This window comes from Mycobacterium sp. SMC-13, assembly GCF_045311035.1.
In the GTDB taxonomy this organism is placed as follows: Bacteria; Actinomycetota; Actinomycetes; order Mycobacteriales; family Mycobacteriaceae; genus Mycobacterium.
On sequence record NZ_JBJIAI010000005.1, the window covers coordinates 70,221 to 90,010 of the forward strand.

Here is a 19,790-nt window from a genome sequence, read left to right on the forward strand (position 1 = left end):
ATGGATCTCGGCGATTCGTCGTTGCCTGTCACGCGTGGGCAGTTGGACATCTGGCTCGCGCAGGAAACGGGTCAATCGGCTGCGGAGTGGCAGCTCGGCATCTTCGTGAAGATTGACGGGCCGGTCGACTTCGATGTCTTCGAGCGCTCGATCCGCCACGTCGTCGGCGAGGCCGAGCCGGTGCGGGCGACGTTCGCCGAGTCCGACGGCCAGGTGCGGCAGCGGTTGCTCGACGTCGCCGATATCGAGGTCGCCCTTCACGATCTGACGAATGCCGACCAGCCGATGGCCGCGGCGCGCGCGACCGCCTCGGCGCTGCAGCGCACCCCCATGCCGCTCGACGGCCCACTGCTGCGCTTCGCCTACTTCCGGGCCGGCGCCGACGAGTCCTACTTCTTCGCGTGCTGCCACCACATCGTCGCCGACGGCATCGGCCTGGCCCTGGTCCTGCAGCGCATCGCCGCGGTCTACTCGGAATCCGTTGCGGGCAAAGCGATTCAGCCGTCCTACTTCAGTTCGCTGCGGGATCTGCTGGAATCCGAAGAGGCGTACGAAGCCTCCGCGGACTACGCCGAGGACGAGGCGTACTGGCTGGCGAACCTGCCGGCAGAGCCGACGCGCGAGCTGTCGCCCGATGACGCCGCGGCCGCCGAGGACGGCTCGTCGGACCCGATCCAGCTCGCCCCCGCGCTGCTGGCGCAGGTCGAACGACTGTGTGAGGCCTGGGATGTGCGCCGGTCCACGGTGCTCATCGCCGCGTGTGCCCTGGTGCTGCGGGGCCGGGCCGCCGAGGGGCACGAGGTGGTACTCGACCTGCCGGTGACCCGGCGCGTGCTGCAGGTCTCGAAGACGCTGCCCGGCATGGTCGCCGGGGTGGTGCCACTGGTGCTGCAGGTTTCCCCTGACGCCACGGTCGCCGAATTCTGCGCGCATGTGCACAGCCGTACCCGAGAAGCGGTGCACCATCAGCGATTCCCGGTCCAGGCACTGGAACGCAAGAGGTACGGGTCGGGCGCCGACCGGATCGTGGTGGACTTTCTGCCGTCGGGGTTCACCGTGCCGCTGGGCGAGGCCACCGCGGCCGCGCAACTGATCTCCGGTCTCGGTCGGGGCTCCGGGCTGGCGTTCTCGGGTACCGGCGAGGAGCTGTCCGTCACGACGTTCGGTACCCGTCAGCTCGACGTCGCGGAACTGGCGGACCAGCTGGACCGTGTGCTGACCGCGATGACGGCCGATCCGGCACAACGCCTGTCGGCGTTGCCGGTGCTCGGCGCGCCGGCTGAGAACCGGCTGGCGGAACTCGGCAACTGGGCGACGCTGGCCGCCGAAACGGCCTCGCCGCTGTCCATCCCGGCGTTGTTCGCCGAACAGGTGGCCCGCGTGCCGGAGGCGGTGGCGCTCAGTGGTGACGGTCGGCCGCTCACCTACCGCGAGCTGGACCGCGCGTCGAACCGGGTGGCGCAACTGCTCGCCGACCGCGGTGCGGGCCCGGGGCGCCGCGTCGCGGTGATGCTGCCGCGTTCGTCCGAGGCCATCGTGACGATCCTGGGCGTGCTCAAGTCCGGCGCGGCCTACCTGCCGATCGACCCGGCACTGCCGGACTCGCGAATCGCCTTCATGCTGGGCGACTCCGCACCGTTCGCGGCCGTCACCACGGCGGCCCTGGCCGACCGCTTCGACGGTTTCGACGGCGTCGTCATCGATGTGCGGGAGCCGTTCGACGGGCCCGACGACTGGCCCGCCGCGGCCGGACCCGAGCCCGACGACATCGCCTACGTCATCTACACCTCGGGCACGACCGGGACACCGAAAGGTGTTGCGATTGCCCATCAGAACCTGACGCAGCTGATCGCCGCGCAGGATGCCGGCCTGCCGTCCGAGCAGGCGTGGTCGCACTGGCATTCGTACGCCTTCGATTTCTCGGTGTGGGAGATCTTCTCCGCGCTGCTGCGCGGTGGCCGCCTGGTGGTGGTACCCGAGTCGGTGTCCGCTGATCCCGCCGAGTTCCATGACTTCCTGATCGCCGAAGAAGTCACCGTTCTCACGCAAACCCCTTCTGCCATCGGCATGTTGGACATGGCGGGCCTGGAGTCGTGCGCGCTGGTGATGGGCGGCGAGGCGTGCCCGGCCGAGGTGGTCGAGCAATGGGCACCGGGCCGCACGATGGTCAACGGCTACGGCCCGACCGAGACGACGATCTATGCGGCGATCAGTGCACCGCTGGCGGCAGGTGGCGGCGCGGCACCCATCGGTGCGCCGCCGAGTGGCACGGCACTGTTCGTGCTGGACGGCTGGATGCGGCCGGTGCAGCCCGGCGTCGTCGGCGAACTGTATGTCGCCGGTGCCGGTGTGGGCGTCGGCTATCTGCACCGGACCGCATTGACCGGATCACGTTTCGTGCCATGCCCGTTCGGCAAGCCGGGCGAGCGGATGTACCGCACCGGAGACCTGGTGTACTGGGGCGACGACGGCCAGCTGCGGTACGTGGGACGCGCCGACGCTCAGGTCAAGATCCGCGGCTACCGCATCGAATTGGGCGAAGTCCAAACAGCTTTGGCCGCACTCGACGGCGTCGTGCAGGCAGCCGTGATCGTCCGGGAAGACCGCCCCGGCGACAAGCGCCTCGTCGGCTACGTCACCGGCGCCGTCGACCCGGTCGAGGTGCGGGCCGCCCTCGCCGAGCGCCTGCCGGCATACCTGGTTCCCGCCGCGGTGGTGGCGCTGGCCGAACTACCGCTCACCACGAGCGGCAAGCTCGATACCCGCGCCCTGCCCGCCCCGGAGTACACGGGCGACGACTACCGCGCGCCGGACAGCCCGGTCGAAGAGATCCTGGCCGCCATCTATGCCGAAATCCTGGGACTGGAGCCGGCGGCCGTCAGCGTCGACGACTCGTTCTTCGAACTGGGCGGCGACAGCATCCTCGCGATGCAGGTGGCGGCGCGCGCCCGCGCCGCCGGCCTGGCGTGCCGCCCGCGTGACGTGTTCGTCGAACAGACGGTGGCGCGCCTGGCACAGACGGTGACCGTGACCGACGATGTGGACGACGTCGTCGACGAGGGCATCGGAGCGGTGCCGGCCACGCCGATCATCCGGTGGTTCTCGAGTCTGGACGCGCCGGCCGGTGCTGGCGAGTTCAACCAGACCCTCGTGTTGCAGGCGCCGCCCGGCGCCACCGGCGCCGACGCGGTGATGTTGTTGCAGGCCTTGATGAACCGGCACGCCATGCTGCGGCTGCGGGTCGGCACCGACGGGGCCCTGTCGGTACCCGAGGCCGCATCCGTCGACGCCCGCGACTGCATCGTGGAGGTCGACGAGCTGTCAGAGGCCGCGGTGGCCGCGGCGCGGCGGCGGCTCGACCCGAGCGCCGCGGCGGTGGTCAGCACCGTGTGGGTCGCCCCCAGCCGGCAGCTGGTCCTGATCGTCCATCACCTCGCGGTCGACGGCGTGTCATGGCGAATTCTGTTGGAAGACCTGAACATTGCGTGGGCGCAGCATCGCGGCGGCCAGCCGGTGGAGCTGACGACGACGGGCACCTCGTTCCAGCGGTGGGCCACGCTGCTCACCGAGTACGCGCACGATCCGGAGGTGCGGGCGCAGGCGGCGGCCTGGCGACAGGTGGCCGCGGTACCGGCGGCGCTGCCGGCCGCGGACCCCGCCGTGGACACCTACGTCACCGCGGGCCGGCTGTCCGCGACGCTCGACGCCGAGCACACCCGGGCACTCCTCGGCGAGGTACCGGCGGCATTTCACGCCGGCGTGCAGGACATCCTGCTGATCGGGTTCGCCCTTGCGGTCGCGGAATTCCTGGGCACCGGCGGCGTTCCCGTCGGCATCGACGTCGAAAGCCACGGGCGCGACGAAGACATCGCCGACGGCGTCGATCTCTCGCGCACCGTCGGCTGGTTCACCGCCAAATACCCGGTGTCACTGGCGCTGGGGGAGCTGACCTGGTCGCAGATCGCCTCGGGCGATGAGGCGCTCGGCGCCGCCGTCAAGGCGGCCAAGGAACAGTTGCGCGCGCAGCCCGCGGGCCTGACCTACGGCCTGCTGCGGTACCTGAACGACGATGTCGATCTCGACGGCGCGGAGCCGAGCCTCGGGTTCAACTATCTTGGCCGCCTGGGCTTTCCGCAGATCGCCGGCGTCGAGGAGCTGTGGCGGCTGGGCCGCGAAGAGCTGTCCCCGGCCGGCGCCGCAGCCCCGCTACCGCTGTTCCACACCGTGGAACTCAACGCCGGCACCGTCGACACCGACGCCGGACCGCAACTGCAGGCCGACTGGACCTGGGCGACCTCGGTTCTCGACGACGCTCAGCTGAACCGGTTGAGCCGGTTGTGGTTCGAGGCGCTGGCCGGCATCTGCGCACACGTCCGGGCGGGTGGCGGCGGCCTGACGCCGTCGGACATCGCGCCGGCGCACCTGGGGCAGCAGCAGATCGACCAGCTGCAGCAGCAATACCGGGTCGCCGACATCCTGCCGCTGACGCCGTTGCAGCAGGGTCTGCTGTTCCACAGCAGCACCGCGCACGAGCGGGCCGACGTCGCGGCCGAGATGTACTCGGTGCAGCTGGACTTCACACTGACCGGCGCGCTGGACCCGCAGCGGCTCCGCGACGCCGTGCAACGCACCGTCAACCGGCATCCCCACCTGGCGGCCACCTTCTGCCAGCAGTTCGACGATCCGGTGCAGGTGATCCTGGCCGAGCCCGAAATCGCCTGGCGATTCGTCGATTTCGGCGCGACGGGCGTGCTCGACGAAGACGAGATTCAGCGGCTGTGCGCCGCCGAACGTATCGCGGTCGGCGACCTCGCCGGTGAGCCGCCGTTCCGGGCGCTGCTGATCCGCATCGCTCCGGACCGGCACCGGTTCGTGCTGACCAATCACCACATCGTGCTCGACGGCTGGTCGCTGCCGATCCTGTTGCGGGAAATCTTCGCCGGTTACGCCGGGCACCGGTTGCCGCCCGCGGCGTCGTACCGGAAGTTCATCACCTGGCTCGCCGACCGCGATCTCGATGCGGCGCGCGCGGCGTGGGGTGCGGTGCTCGCGGGCTTCGAGACACCGACGCTGGTGGGCCCGCAGGACCGGCTTCAGGACCGCCTGGGTCGCGGCCAGCGCGGCTTTGCGTCGTTCCAGGTTCCGGCGGAGACCACGCGCGCCCTCGGCGAGCTGGCGCGCTCCTGCCAGACCACCGTCAGCACCGTGCTGCAAGGTGCGTGGGCCGTGCTGCTGACGTCCTTGACCGGCAAGCACGACGTGGCGTTCGGAACCGCGCGGTCGCGGCTCGGCCAGCTCGATGTGGGCGACACCGAATCGATGGTGGGCCTGCTGATCAACACTGTGCCGGTGCGCGCCAACCTAACCGCGGGCACCACCGTCACCGGCCTGCTCGACCAGCTGCAGACCGCGCACAACGACACCCTCGACCACCAGCACCTGGCGCTGGGCGAGATTCACCGCGTCGCCGGCCACGACCAGCTGTTCGACACGCTGTTCGTGTACGAGAACTACCCGGTCGAGGCCGGCATGTCTGTCGGCGGTGAAGATGGTGCCGAGCTCACGATCTCGTCCTTCGCGAACCGCGAGTTCAACCACTACCCGCTGACCGTCGAGGCGTTCCCGGGCGATGAACTCGGGCTGCACATCGAATACGACACCGAGGTGTTCACCGCCGCCGGTATCGATGCGCTGATCGGCAGGCTCAGCCGGCTGCTGGTGGCGATGACCGCGGACCCGGCGCGAAAGCTGTTGTCCATCAACCTCCTCGACGCGGCCGAGCAGGACGAGTTGCGGCGCTGGTCGGGTGCCGGCGTACGGGCACCGATCGGCCTCGGGCCCGAGCTGTTGGCCGCGGCCGTCGCGGCCGATCCGGATGCCGTCGCCGTCATCGACGGAGCCCGCAGTCTGACGTATCGCGAGCTCGACGAAGCGTCGAATCGATTGGCGCGCCTGCTGATCGCGGGCGGCGTCGGTCCCGAACGCGCCGTGGGTGTCGCGATGGACCGGTGCGCCGAACTGGTGGTGGCATGGTGGGCGGTGCTCAAGGCCGGCGGCGTGTACGTGCCGGTGGACCGCACCCATCCCGTCGAACGCATTGCCACGGTGCTGGATTCGGTTGCCGCCACGTGCGTACTCACCAGGGACGCCGACCAGATCGGTGGCGCGGGATCACGTCCGGTACTCCGGGCGGATACCGACTTGTCGGGCCACAGCGCCGGACCGATCACCGACGCCGAGCGCGCGGCGCCGCTGACGGTCGACAACACCGCCTACGTCATCTTCACGTCGGGCTCGACGGGCGAGCCCAAGGGTGTCGCGGTCAGCCATGCCGGTCTGCTGGGTGCCGCTGCGGCACAACACGACTCGTACCGCTTGATGGCCGACGCGCGCGTGCTGATGGTCGCCGCCCCGACCTTCGACGCGTCGCTGTTCGAGATGCTGATGGCGACCGGCGCGGCCGCCGCGTTGGTGGTGGCGCCGCGGGACGTGTACGCCGGTGAGGCGCTCGTCGACCTGATGCAACAGCACCGGGTCAGCGCGACGCTGCTGACCCCGACGGTGGTGGCATCGCTGGATCGGGCGCGGCTCGACGGACTGACCACACTGATCACCGGTGGTGAGGCCTGCCCCGAAGAACTGGTGCAGGCGTGGGCACCCGGGCGCCGCATGTTCAACGCGTACGGACCCAGCGAATCCACCATCTGGGCCACCGGTACGCCGCTGATGCCGGGGCGGCCGGTGAACATCGGGACGCCCATCGCGGGTACCCGGACCCTGGTGCTCGACGCGCAGCTCAACCCCGTACCGCCGGGCGTGACGGGTGAGCTGTACCTGGCCGGCCCCGCCGTCGCGCTCGGCTATGTGGGCCGTCCGACGCTGACCGCCGAGCGGTTCGTCGCCAATCCGCATGGTGGACAAGATGATTCCGGCAGCCGGATGTACCGGACCGGTGACCTGGCGCGCTGGAACGCCGACGGCACGCTGGACTACCTGGGCCGGGCCGACACCCAGATCAAGCTGCGCGGCCAGCGCATCGAACTCGGTGAGATCGAGAGTGCGCTGCTGGCCTGCCCGCAGGTCAGCCAGGCGGCCGCCACCGTGCACCACGGCACCGGTGGCGCCCAACTCGTCGGCTACATCACGTTCGAACATGCCACCGACGGCACCCGCGACACCGAACACGACGCGGAGATCGTCGGGGAGTGGCAGGACATCTACGACGAGCTGTACGCCGCGGACGATGCGGAAGGTGAAGCGCCCGAGTTCGGTTCGGACTTCCGGGGCTGGAACAGCAGCTACACCGGCGAGCCGATTCCGCTGGCCGAGATGGAGCAGTGGCGGGCCGCCACGATCGACCGGATCATGGAGCTGCGGCCGCGGCGCGTGCTGGAGATCGGTGCCGGCTCCGGCCTGATCCTGTCCCAGATCGCACCGCACTGCGAGCAGTACGTCGCGACCGACGTGTCGTCGGCGGCGGTGGACAAGCTGGCGCGGTCGTTGCGCGAGTTGGAGATTCCGTGGCGTGACCGCGTCGAGTTCATGGCACGACCGGCGCACGTCACCGATGGGCTGCCCCGCGGCCATTTCGACACCATCATCGTGAACTCGGTGGTCCAGTACTTCCCCAATGCGGCATACCTGACCGAGGTCATCGACAAGGCCGTCGAGCTGCTGGCGCCCGGGGGCACCCTGTTCCTCGGCGACATCCGTAATCACAGTCTGCAGCACACTTTCCAGACGGCCATCGTGCTGGCCCGCAGCGAGAACGCCGGCACCGATGCGGCGGTGCTCCGGCAGCGTGTCGAGCATGCCGTGCTCGGTGAGGCCGAGCTGCTCCTGGCGCCCGAGTACTTCACGACCTGGGCCGCGCGGCGGGAATCCGCTGTCGGACTGGCTATTCGGATCAAGCGCGGTACCGCGGACAACGAACTCAACCGCTACCGGTACGACGTCACCATCCACAAGGCGCCCGCGGCCGGCCGGTCGGTGGCCGACATCCCGACCTGGACGTGGGACGACTGCGCCGACCTGGCCGGACTGCAGCACCGGTTGGCCGACGTGCGGCCCGAGGCCATCCGCATCACCGACATCCCCCGCGCGGGCGTGCGCATCGACGTCCGGCTGGAACAGGAGCTCGCCGGAATCCCCGCGGACACCGAAATCCCCGAGACCACAACGGAAGAACTGCACCGCGTCGGCGAACAGGCGGGATATCAGGTCGCCGTCACGTGGGGTGCCGCACCGGGCAGCGTCGACGCCGTCTTCGTCAGTCCGGGTGACAGCCCACTGACCGACCTGTACCGGCCGCTCGCGCACACCGGCGTGCACGCCAACGAACCGCACAGCAGCACGAAGATCGGCGCCGTCCGGAACCGCCTGAGCGCGTGGCTGCCCGATTACATGGTGCCGCAGCACATCGTGGTGCTCGACGAGATGCCGTTGACCACATCGGGCAAGCTCGACCGCAAGGCGCTGCCGGCGCCCGAGTACACCGACACCGACGGCTACCGGGCCCCGGCCGGTGTGGTGGAAGAGATCCTCGCGGACATCTACGCCCAGGTGCTGGGTGTGCAGCGCGTCGGGGTGGACGATTCGTTCTTCGACCTGGGCGGCGACTCGCTGTCCGCGATGCGGCTGATCGGCGCGGTCAATTCGAGCCTGGCCGTGGACCTTTCGGTGCGCGCCCTGTTCGAGGCACCCACCGTGGCGCAGCTGGCCCCGCGCATCGGTGGCGACGCCACGCGCCTGGCTCCGCTGGAAGCCGGCGACCGGCCCGAGGTACTTCCGCTGTCGTTCGCGCAGAACCGCTTGTGGTTCTTCGACCAGTTGCAGGGACCGTCGGCCATCTACAACCTGGCCGTGGCGCTGCGGCTGCGCGGCCGCCTCGACACCGACGCACTCGGCCGCGCGTTGGCCGACGTGGTGGCCCGCCATGAAAGCCTGCGGACGTTGTTCGTGGCGCCGGAGGGCGCACCCCAGCAGGTGATCATCCCCGCGGACCAGGCCGACATCGGGTGGGAGACCATCGACGCCGGCGGCTGGCCGGCACATCGGGTCGACGACGCGGTGGGCGCGGCAGCCCGGCACACCTTCGACCTGTCGGCGCAGATCCCGTTCCACGCCAAGCTCTTCCGCATCACCGACGACAATCACATCCTGGTCGTCGTGGTGCACCACATCGCGGCCGACGGCTCGTCGGTCACGCCGCTGGTGCGCGATCTCGGACTGGCCTATGCCAGCCGGTGCGCGGGACGGGCTCCCGACTGGTCGCCGCTGCCGGTGCAGTACGTCGACTACACGCTGTGGCAGCGTGCACAATTCGGCGAACTCGACGATGCCGACGGTCCCATCGCCGCCCAGCTCGACTTCTGGCAGGACACCCTGGCCGGCCTGCCGGAGCGTCTCGACCTGCCCACCGACCGCCCCTATCCGCCGACGGCCGACCACCACGGCGCCCGGGTCACCGTGCAGTGGCCGGTAGCGCTGCAGCAGCAGATCCGCCGCGTCGCCCGGGAGCACAACGCGACCAGCTTCATGGTGATCCAGGCGGCGTTCGCGGCACTGCTGGCACGAATCAGCTCGACTTCCGATGTGGCGGTGGGCTTTCCGATCGCGGGCCGGCGCGATGCCGCGCTCGACGATCTGGTGGGCTTCTTCGTCAACACCCTGGTGCTGCGCGTCGACCTGGGCGAGTTCCCGGGCGGCGACCCCACGTTCGTCGACCTCCTCGCGCAGGTCCGCCGACGGAGCCTGGCGGCATACGAGCACCAGGACGTGCCGTTCGAGATGCTCGTCGAGCGGCTGAATCCCACCCGCAGCCTCACCCACCACCCGGTGGTCCAGGTGCTGCTGGGCTGGCAGAACTTCTCCTGGCAGGCCGGCGATGCGGCCGGGCTGGCCCTCGGCGACCTGCAGGTGACGCCGCTGACGGTCGATACCCAGACCGCCCGGATGGATCTGGCGTTCTCCCTGGGCGAGCGCTGGGACGGTGACGGCGAACCCGACGGACTCGACGTGATGGTGGAGTTCCGCACGGACATCTTCGATGCGGAGAGCATCCAGGCGCTGGTCGGCCGATTCGAGCGAATGGTGTCGGCGTTCAGCGCCGATCCGGAGCAGCGGCTGTCGTCGGTGAACCTGCTCGACGACGTCGAGCAGGCCCGGCTGGACCGCTGGGGCAACCGCGCCGTGCTGGGACAGCCGGCAGTGGTGACGACGGTGCCGGAGGTGTTCGCCGCCCAGGCCGCCCGCACTCCCGATGCGGTCGCGGTGGTGTGTGGCGACCGGTCCCTGACCTACCGGGAACTCGACGCGGCGTCGAACCGGCTGGCGAACCTGCTGACCGCGCAGGGCGCTGGGCCGGGACAGATTGTCGCCCTGCTGTTCCCGCGCTCGGCCGAAGCGATCGTGGCGATCCTCGCGGTGCAGAAGTCCGGCGCGGCATACCTGCCGTTCGACCCGGCGCTGCCGGCATCGCGCATCGAGTTCATGCTCGGTGACGCCGCACCGATCGCGGTTGTCACCACCGCCGAGCTCGCCGACCGATTCGACGGATCCGGCGTCACGGTGATCGACGTGGCCGATCCGCGGGTGGCGACGCAGCGCAGCACCCCGCCGCCGGGCCCCGCGCCCGACGATGTGGCTCACCTGATCTACACCTCGGGCACCACCGGGACGCCCAAAGGCGTTGCGGTCACGCAATACAACGTCGTCCAGTTGTTCCAGGGCCTGGAGATCGGCATCGAGTTGTCGCCGGCAGCCGGGGCGAGCGAAGCGACGGGAAATGCACAGGTGTGGACGCAGTTCCATTCCTACGCGTTCGACTTCTCGGTGTGGGAGATCTGGGGCGCGCTGCTGCACGGCGGGCGGCTGGTGGTGGTCCCCGACGCGGTGGCCCGGTCCGCCGATGACTTCCACGACCTGCTGGTGCGCGAGCGCGTCACCGTCCTCACCCAAACCCCTTCGGCGGCAGCGGTGTTGTCCACCGACGGGCTGGATGCGGCCGACCTGGTCATCGGCGCCGAGGCCTGCCCGCCCGAGATGGTCGACCGCTGGGCACCCGGCCGGACCATGGTCAACGTCTACGGTCCGACCGAGACGACCATGTGGCTGTGCAAGAGCCTGCCGCTGACCGCGGGCTCCGGGGCGCCGCCGATCGGTTCGCCCACGGCGGGCGCGGCATTCTTCGTCCTCGACGAGTCGCTGCGCCCCGTGCCGCCGGGCGTCGTCGGTGAGCTGTACCTCGCGGGCCGCGGCGTCGGTATCGGCTACTGGCGCCGGTCCGGCCTGACGGCAACGCGTTTCATGGCCTGCCCGTTCGGCGAACCGGGCACGCGCATGTACCGCACCGGCGACCTGGTGTCGTGGCGCCCCGACGGGCAGCTCGACTACTTCGGGCGCGCCGACGAGCAGGTCAAGGTGCGCGGCTACCGCATCGAATTGGGTGATGTCCGTTCGGCGTTGGCCGAGCTGCCAGGCGTGGAACACGCGGCCGTGATCGCGCGCGAGGACCGTCCCGGCGACAAGCGCCTGGTCGGCTACATCGTCGGCCCGGCGGACCCGGCCGAGGCGCGCACCGCACTGGCGCACCGGCTGCCGGGCTACATGGTCCCGGCCGCCGTCATTGCGGTGCCGGCACTTCCGGTCACCGTCAACGGCAAGCTGGACGCGCGGGCACTGCCGGCGCCGGACTACCAGGACGCCGGGCGGTACCGGGCGCCCTCGGGACCGGTCGAGGAAACCCTGACGGCCATCTACGCCGAACTTCTCGGTGTCGAGCGGGTCGGCGTCGACGATTCGTTCTTCGACCTCGGCGGAGATTCGTTGTCCACCATGCGGTTGATCGCCGGCATCAACGCGGCGCTCGATGTCGAGCTGCCGGTGCGCACGGTCTTCGAGGCACCCACGGTGGCTCAGCTCGCCGCGCGGATCGGCGACGGGGCGACGCGGCGCGCGCCGCTGGTGCCTGTCGAGCGACCCGACACCATCCCGCTGTCCTTCGCCCAGAACCGGTTGTGGTTCGTCGACCAATTGCAGGGTGCGTCAGCGCTTTACAACATGCCGGTGATGCTGCGGTTGCAGGGCCGGCTCGATGCCGACGCGTTGCGGGCAGCGCTGGCCGACGTGGTCGGCCGGCACGAGAGCCTGCGCACGGTGTTCACGGCGACCGGTGGCACGCCCCGGCAGGTGGTCGTGCCCGCCGACCAGATGGAACTCGGCTGGGACGTCGTCGATGCCGGCGCCTGGACCGACGAGCAGCGCACCGATGCGGTGCGTGCGGCCGCACAGTACGTGTTCGACCTGTCCACCGAAATCCCGGTGCGCGCCAGCCTGTTCCGCATCGCCGACGATGAGCACCTGCTGGTGGCAGTCGTGCATCACATCGCCGCGGACGGCTGGTCGCTGCAGCCGCTCGTCACCGATCTCGGCACGGCGTACGCCAGCCGCTGTGCCGGGCAAGCGCCGGGCTGGGCGCCGCTGGCCGTGCAGTACGTCGACTACACCTTGTGGCAACGTGCGCAACTCGGCGAACTCGACGCACCCGACAGCGAGGTCGCGGCCCAGCTGACCTACTGGACCGAGGCCCTGGCCGGCATCCCCGACCGGATCAGCCTGCCAACCGACCGGCCGTACCCCGCGGTCGCCGATCTCCAGGGCGCGACCATCGACGTGGACTGGCCCGCCGAGTTGCAGCAGCAGATCGCGCGCGTGGCACGTGAGCACAACGCGACCAGCTTCATGGTGGTGCAGGCCGCGCTCGCCGTCATGCTGGCCAAGCTCAGCGCGAGTTCCGATGTCGCCATCGGCTTTCCGATTGCCGGGCGGCGCGATCCCGCCCTCGACGACCTCGTGGGCTTCTTCGTCAACACCCTGGTGCTGCGCGTCGACCTCGCCGGAAATCCGACCGTCGAAGAGCTCTTGGCGCAGGTGCGCGCACGCAGCCTGGCGGCCTACGAACATCAGGACGTGCCCTTCGAGGTACTGGTCGAGCGCCTGAACCCGGCACGTTCCCTGTCGCACCACCCGCTGGTGCAGGTGCTGCTCGGCTGGCAGAACCTGCCCTGGCAGCACATCGATACCGCGGGTGGCCTGGCGCTGGGCGACCTCACGGTCACGCCGCTGCCGGTGGAAACCCAGGCCGCGCGCATGGACCTGGCGTTCTCGTTGTCCGAACGCTGGACTGCCACAGGAGAACCCGCGGGCATCGGCGGCATCGTCGAGTTCCGCACCGACGTGTTCGACGCGGCGAGCGTCGAAGCACTGGTGCACCGGATGCAGGGTGTGTTGGCGGCCATGACAGCCGATCCCGGCCGAACGTTGTCCACGGTGGATCTGCTGACGCCCCAGGAGCGCGACCGGATCGCGGCCATCGGCCACCGGGACGTGTTGACGCGGCCTTCGAGTCCGCCGTCGATCCCCGAGCTGTTCGCCACCCACGTCCGTGCCGTGCCCGATGCGGTCGCGATCACCGACGCGGGTGCCGAACTGACCTACGCGGAGCTGGACGCGGCGTCGAACCGCGTTGCCCACCTGTTGGCCGGTTGCGGCGTCGGTCCGGGTTCGGTTGTCGCGCTGCTGCTTTCCCGCTCGGCCGACGCCATCATCGCGATGCTCGGTGTGCTCAAGGCCGGCGCGGCCTATCTGCCGATCGACGTCACGTGGCCGTCGGCGCGCATCGCGTTCGTCCTCGATGACGCGGCACCGGTGGCGGCGATCAGTACCGAGCCGGACCTGTTGTCGGGCTTCAGTGGAGCGGTGGTCTCGGTCGCCGACGCTGCCGGACAGGCTGATTCAGCGCTGCCGATGCCGAATGCCGATGCGCCGGCCTACCTGATCTACACCTCCGGCACCACCGGAGTACCCAAGGGTGTCGGGCTCACGCACGCCAATGTGACGCAGCTGCTGGGCACGGTCGATGCGGGCCTCCCGGCTGCCGGGGTCTGGAGCCACGCGCATTCGCTGGCGTTCGACGTCTCGGTGTGGGAGATCTTCGGGCCGCTGCTCCGTGGCGGCCGCGTCGTGGTGATCGGTGACGACGTGGCCCGGTCGTCGGCGGAGTTGCATCAGACCCTGGTGCGCGAAGGCGTCACGGTCCTGACCCAGACCCCGACGGCGGCAGCGGTTTTGTCGCCGGCCGGACTGGAAGATGCGGCCCTTGTCGCGGTGGGTGAGGCCTGCCCGCCCGAGGTGGTGCAGCGCTGGGCGACCGGCGGTCGCCTGATGGTCAACGCCTACGGGCCGACCGAGACGACGATGTGCGTCGCGATCAGCGCGCCGCTGACGGCTGAGTCGGTATCGGAATCCGCTGTGGTGCCGATCGGTTCACCGGTGGGCGGCGCGGCGCTGTTCGTGCTCGACGACTCGTTGCAGCCGGTGCCGCCCGGGGTCGTCGGCGAGCTGTATGTCGCCGGTGCCGGTGTGGGTGTCGGCTATCTGGGACGCGCCGGGCTGAGCGCATCGCGTTTCGTGGCATGCCCGTTCGGGGCACCCGGACAGCGGATGTACCGCACCGGCGACCTGGTGCGCTGGGGTGCCGACGGACAGTTGACCTACCTGGGCCGTGCCGACGAGCAGGTCAAGATTCGCGGCTACCGCATCGAACTCGGTGACGTGCAAAGCGCTTTGGCCGCCGTGGACGGGGTACAGCAGGCCGTTGTGATCGCCCGTGAGGACCGGCCGGGTGACAGGCGCCTCGTCGGATACGTGACCGGCGCGGTCGACCCGGCCGCGGCGCGGGCCGAACTGGCGCACCGGCTTCCGGGCTACATGGTGCCGGCCGCGATCATGACGCTGGACCGCTTGCCGCTGACCGCCAACGGCAAGCTGGATACGCGGGCCCTGCCCGCGCCCGACTATGTGGCCGGCGACTACCGGGCACCGGCCACCGCGGTCGAGGAAATCCTGGCCGGCATCTTCGCGAATCTGTTGGGACACAGCCGTGTCGGTGTGGACGATTCGTTCTTCGATCTCGGTGGCGACAGCATCGCCGCCATGCGCCTGACCGCCGCGATCAACGCCGCACTGGACACGGATCTGGCGGTGCGCACCGTATTCGAGGCGCCGACGATCGCCGAGCTGGCGCCGCGGATCGGGACGGCCGCGCCGCGGCGCGAGCCGCTGGTACCGGGGGAACGGCCGGACGTCATCCCGCTGTCTTTCGCCCAGAATCGCCTGTGGTTCCTGGAACAACTGCAGGGCCCGTCCGCGACCTACAACCTCGCCACGGTGCTGCGTCTCACCGGAGAGCTCGACGCCGGCGCGCTGCACACCGCGCTCGTCGATGTCGTGGCCCGGCACGAGGCGCTGCGAACCGTGTTCGTCGCCCCGGACGGCGTGCCGCAGCAGGTGGTGCTGCCCGCCTCCCGGGCCGACATCGGTTGGGACAGCACCGATGCGACCGGCTGGACCAGGGGCCGGCTGGACGCTGCCGTAGCCGACGCGGCCCGGTACGCCTTCGACATCGCCACGGAGATTCCGTTGCGGGCCAGCCTGTTCCGGGTTGCCGACGACGAGCACATCCTGGTCGCCGCCGTGCATCACATCGCGGCCGACGGCTGGTCGATCACGCCGCTGGCACGCGATCTGGGCGTCGCCTACGCGAGCCGGTGCGCCGGACTGGCTCCACAGTGGTCCGAGCTGCCGGTGCAGTACGTCGACTACACGCTGTGGCAGCGTGCGCAATTCGGGGATCTGCACGACAGTGACAGCCCGATCGCGGCGCAGCTCGACTACTGGCAGGACGCGTTGGCGGGTCTGCCCGAGCGCCTGCAACTGCCGACCGACCGGCCGTACCCACTCGTGGCGGATCAGCACGGCGCGACCGTCGCCATCGACTGGCCGGCCGCGCTGCAGCAGCAGATCGCGCAGGTGGCGCGTGACCACAACGCCACCGGATTCATGGTGGTGCAGGCGGCCCTGGCCCTGCTGCTGTCGGCCGTCAGCGCGAGTCCCGATGTCGCCGTGGGCTTCCCGATCGCCGGCCGCACCGACCCGGCACTCGACGACCTCGTCGGCTTCTTCGTCAACACCCTGGTGCTGCGTGTCGACCTGTCGGGCGACCCGAAGTTCGCCGACCTGCTGGCGCAGGTACAGCAGCGCAGCCTCGCGGCCTACGAGAACCAGGACGTGCCGTTCGAGGTACTCGTCGAGCGGCTCAACCCGACGCGGAGCCTGACGCATCATCCGCTGGTGCAGGTGCTCCTGGCGTGGCAGAACCTCCCAGGCCAGCAGGCGCACCGCGCCGGGCTGACGCTCGGTGACCTGGAGGTGACGCCGGTCCCGGTCGACACCCAGACCGCGCGCATGGATCTGACGTTCTCGCTCGGCGAGCGCTGGGCCGACGACGGCGCGCCCGCCGGCATCGCGGGAACCGTCGAATATCGCACCGACGTGTTCGACGCGGCGAGCATCGGGACACTGGTCGAGCGGCTACAGCGCGTATTGGCCTCCGTCAGTGCCGATCCCACCGCGCCGGTGTCCAGGGTCGCGTTGCTCGACGACGCCGAGCACACGCGCCTCGACGAGCTCGCCAACCGTGCTGCGCTCCAGCGGCCCGACCCTGACGTATCGATCCCGGAACTGTTCGCCGGCGTCGCCGCGCGCACACCGCACGCGCACGCAGTCAGTTGCGCGGGCCACACCCTGACCTACCGCGAACTCGATCGGCGGGCCAACCAGTTCGCGCACCTGCTCGCGACGCACGGCGCCGGTCCGGGACAGACTGTGGCGCTGCTGCTGCCCCGGTCCGCGGAAGCCATCGTGGCGATCCTGGCGGTACTCAAGACCGGGGCGGCCTACCTGCCACTGGATCCGGCGCTGCCGGCGTCCCGCGTCGAGTTCGTGCTCGCGGACGCGGCACCGGTCGCGGTGATCACCACCGGCGACCTGGCAGACCGTGTCTCCGGCATCGACATCGCGGTGCTCGATGTGGACGATCCGTCCGTGGCCGGCCGGCCCGACACCGCCCTGGCCGGGCCCGCAGCAGACGACATCGCCTACCTGATCTACACCTCCGGCACCACCGGTGTCCCGAAAGGTGTTGCCGTCGCGCACCGTAACGTGACCCAGCTGATCGGCGCCCCGGACTCCGGGCTGCCGACCGCCGGTGTGTGGAGCCAGTGGCACTCGCTGGCGTTCGACGTCTCGGTGTGGGAGATCTTCGGTGCGCTGCTGAACGGCGGCCGCCTGGTCGTCGTGCCCGAGTCGGTGGCGCGGGCACCGGAGGACCTCCACGCGCTCGTGGTGGCCGAGCGGGTCACCGTACTGAGCCTGACTCCCTCTGCGGCAGGCGCACTTTCGACCGACGGTCTGGACGGCGTCACCCTCGTGGTCGCGGGCGAGGCGTGCCCCACCGATCTGGTCGACCGCTGGGCCGGCCGCGTCATGATCAACGCCTACGGACCCACCGAGGCGACCATCTATGCCGCCATCAGCGCACCGCTCACGCCCGGGGAGCCGACGGTGCCGATCGGCTCGCCGGTGCCCAATGGCGCAACGTTCGTGCTGGACAGTCACTTACGGCCGGTTCCGGTCGGTGTCGTCGGTGAGCTGTACCTCGCCGGCGGGGGAGTGGCGGCAGGGTATCTGCGCCGCGGCGGACTGACCGCCGCACGCTTCGTGGCGTGTCCGTTCGGCGCGCCCGGCGCCCGCATGTACCGCACCGGTGACCTGGTGCGGTGGCGTGCCGACGGCCAATTGGACTACCTGGGCCGGGCCGACGATCAGGTCAAGATCCGTGGCTACCGCATCGAACTGGGCGATATCCAGGCCGCGCTGGCGGACCTCGACGGTGTGGACCAGGCCGCGGTGATCGCCCGCGAAGATCGGCCGGGGGACAAGCGACTTGTCGGCTATCTCACCGGCTCGGCCGACCCGGAGACGGTGCGCGCCGCGCTGGCAGACCGGTTGCCGGCGTACATGATTCCGGCCGCGGTGGTTGTGGTTCCGGAGCTGCCGCTGACCGCCAACGGCAAACTCGATGTCCGGGCGCTGCCGGCGCCCGAATACGCCGCGGGTGATTACCGTGCGCCCGCCAACGCCATCGAGGAAGTCCTCGCCGGCATCTACGCCGCGGTACTCGGTGTCGAGCGCGTCGGCGTGGACGACTCCTTCTTCGACCTCGGTGGCGACAGCATTTCGTCGATGCAGGTCGTGACCCGCGCGCGGGCGGCAGGCCTGATCTGCCGGACCAAGGACCTGTTCGTCGAGCAGACCGTCGCCCGGTTGGCCCGGGTGGTCGAGGTTAGCGAAAACCCCGACGGGGACGCCGATTCGGGTGTCGGCCCGCTGCCGGCCACCCCGATCATCGAATGGCTGCGCACCGTCGACGGCCCCACCGACCAGTTCAACCAGACCGTCGTGCTGCAGGCCCCGGCGCACGCCACCGACGCGGACGCGGCAATCCTCTTGCAGGCCTTGCTCGATCGCCACGCCACGCTGCGCCTGCGCGTCGAGGACGGTGAGTTGAGCACCGCCGAGCCCGGCGCCGTGGACGCCCGCGGTTGCCTGCACACCGCCGACACCTGGTCCGACGGCGCGCTCGCCGCGGCGCGCGCGCAGCTGAACCCCGCAGCCGGGGCCATGCTGAGCGCGCTGTGGGTAGCTGACAGCCGGCAACTCGCGATCATCGTCCACCACCTGGCGGTCGACGCCGTGTCGTGGCGAATCCTGTTGGAAGACCTGAACATCGCGTGGGTGCAGCACCGGGCCGGACAGCCCGTGGCATTGCCGGCGGGCGGTACCTCGTTCCGGCGGTGGGCGCAGGTGCTCGCCGACCATGCCCAGACGGCCGACGTCGCCGCACACGCCGCGGCCTGGCAGCGCGTCACGCAGGCGCCGGCCGTATTGCCTGCCGTGCAGCCCGCGATCGACACCTTCGCCAGTGCGGGGCACCTCGCCGCCGAACTGGATGCCGAGACCACCGCGACGCTGCTGAGCGCTGTGCCGTCGGCGTTCCACGCGGGCATCAACGACATCCTGGTCATCGGATTCGCCTTGGCCCTGGCCGAATTCGCGGGTGAGCATGGCGGGACGATCGGCATCGATGTCGAGGGGCACGGGCGTCATGAAGACCTCGGCGCCGACATCGACCTGACCCGGACCGTCGGCTGGTTCACCACCAAGTCCCCGGTGTCGATCACCCTCGGGGACCTCACCTGGGCGCAGGTGATCGCCGGTGACGCGGCGCTGGGCGCCGTCATCAAGGACGCCAAGGAGCAACTCCGGGCACTGCCGGACCCGCTGAGCTACGGCTTGCTGCGGTACCTGAATCCCGTTGTGGACGGCGACGATCCGACCGTCGGCTTCAACTACCTCGGGCGCCAGGGCGGTACCGCCGACCTGTCCGAGGACCTCTGGCGCATCGGGGACCGTACCCCCACCGCGGCCCTGGCGATCCCCATGCCGCTCATGCACACCCTGGAGCTGGGAGCCGGCGCCGTCGAGACTCCCGACGGTCCACGGCTGCATGCCAATTGGACCTGGGCGCCGTCGGCACTCGACGCGGAACAGGTGACGCACCTGAGCCGGCTGTGGTTCGAAGCGCTGTCCGGCATCTGCGCCCACGTGTCGGACGGCGGTGGCGGCCTGACACCGTCCGACATCGCGCCGGCCCGCCTCAGCCAGCAGCAGCTCGATGAGCTGGAACGGCAGCGCGCCATCGCCGACGTACTACCACTGACCCCGGTGCAGGAGGGCCTGCTCTTCCACGCCACCACCGCCCAGAGCGACGGTGACCTCTATGCCGGACAGCTCGACATCGGCGTCACCGGCCGGCTCGACGCCGACCG

1 protein-coding gene (only partly in view) is annotated in these 19,790 nt (G+C 70.3%); it reads left to right on the forward strand.

The window, feature by feature from the left end; translation table 11 throughout:
* On the forward strand, positions 1-19,790 hold the 5' portion of the coding sequence (locus ACJH6I_RS09510) for a non-ribosomal peptide synthase/polyketide synthase (RefSeq protein WP_406784010.1). It continues 11,155 nt past the right edge of the window; only the first 19,790 of its 30,945 coding nucleotides appear in the window; it begins with the start codon at positions 1-3; its stop codon lies beyond the right edge, outside the window.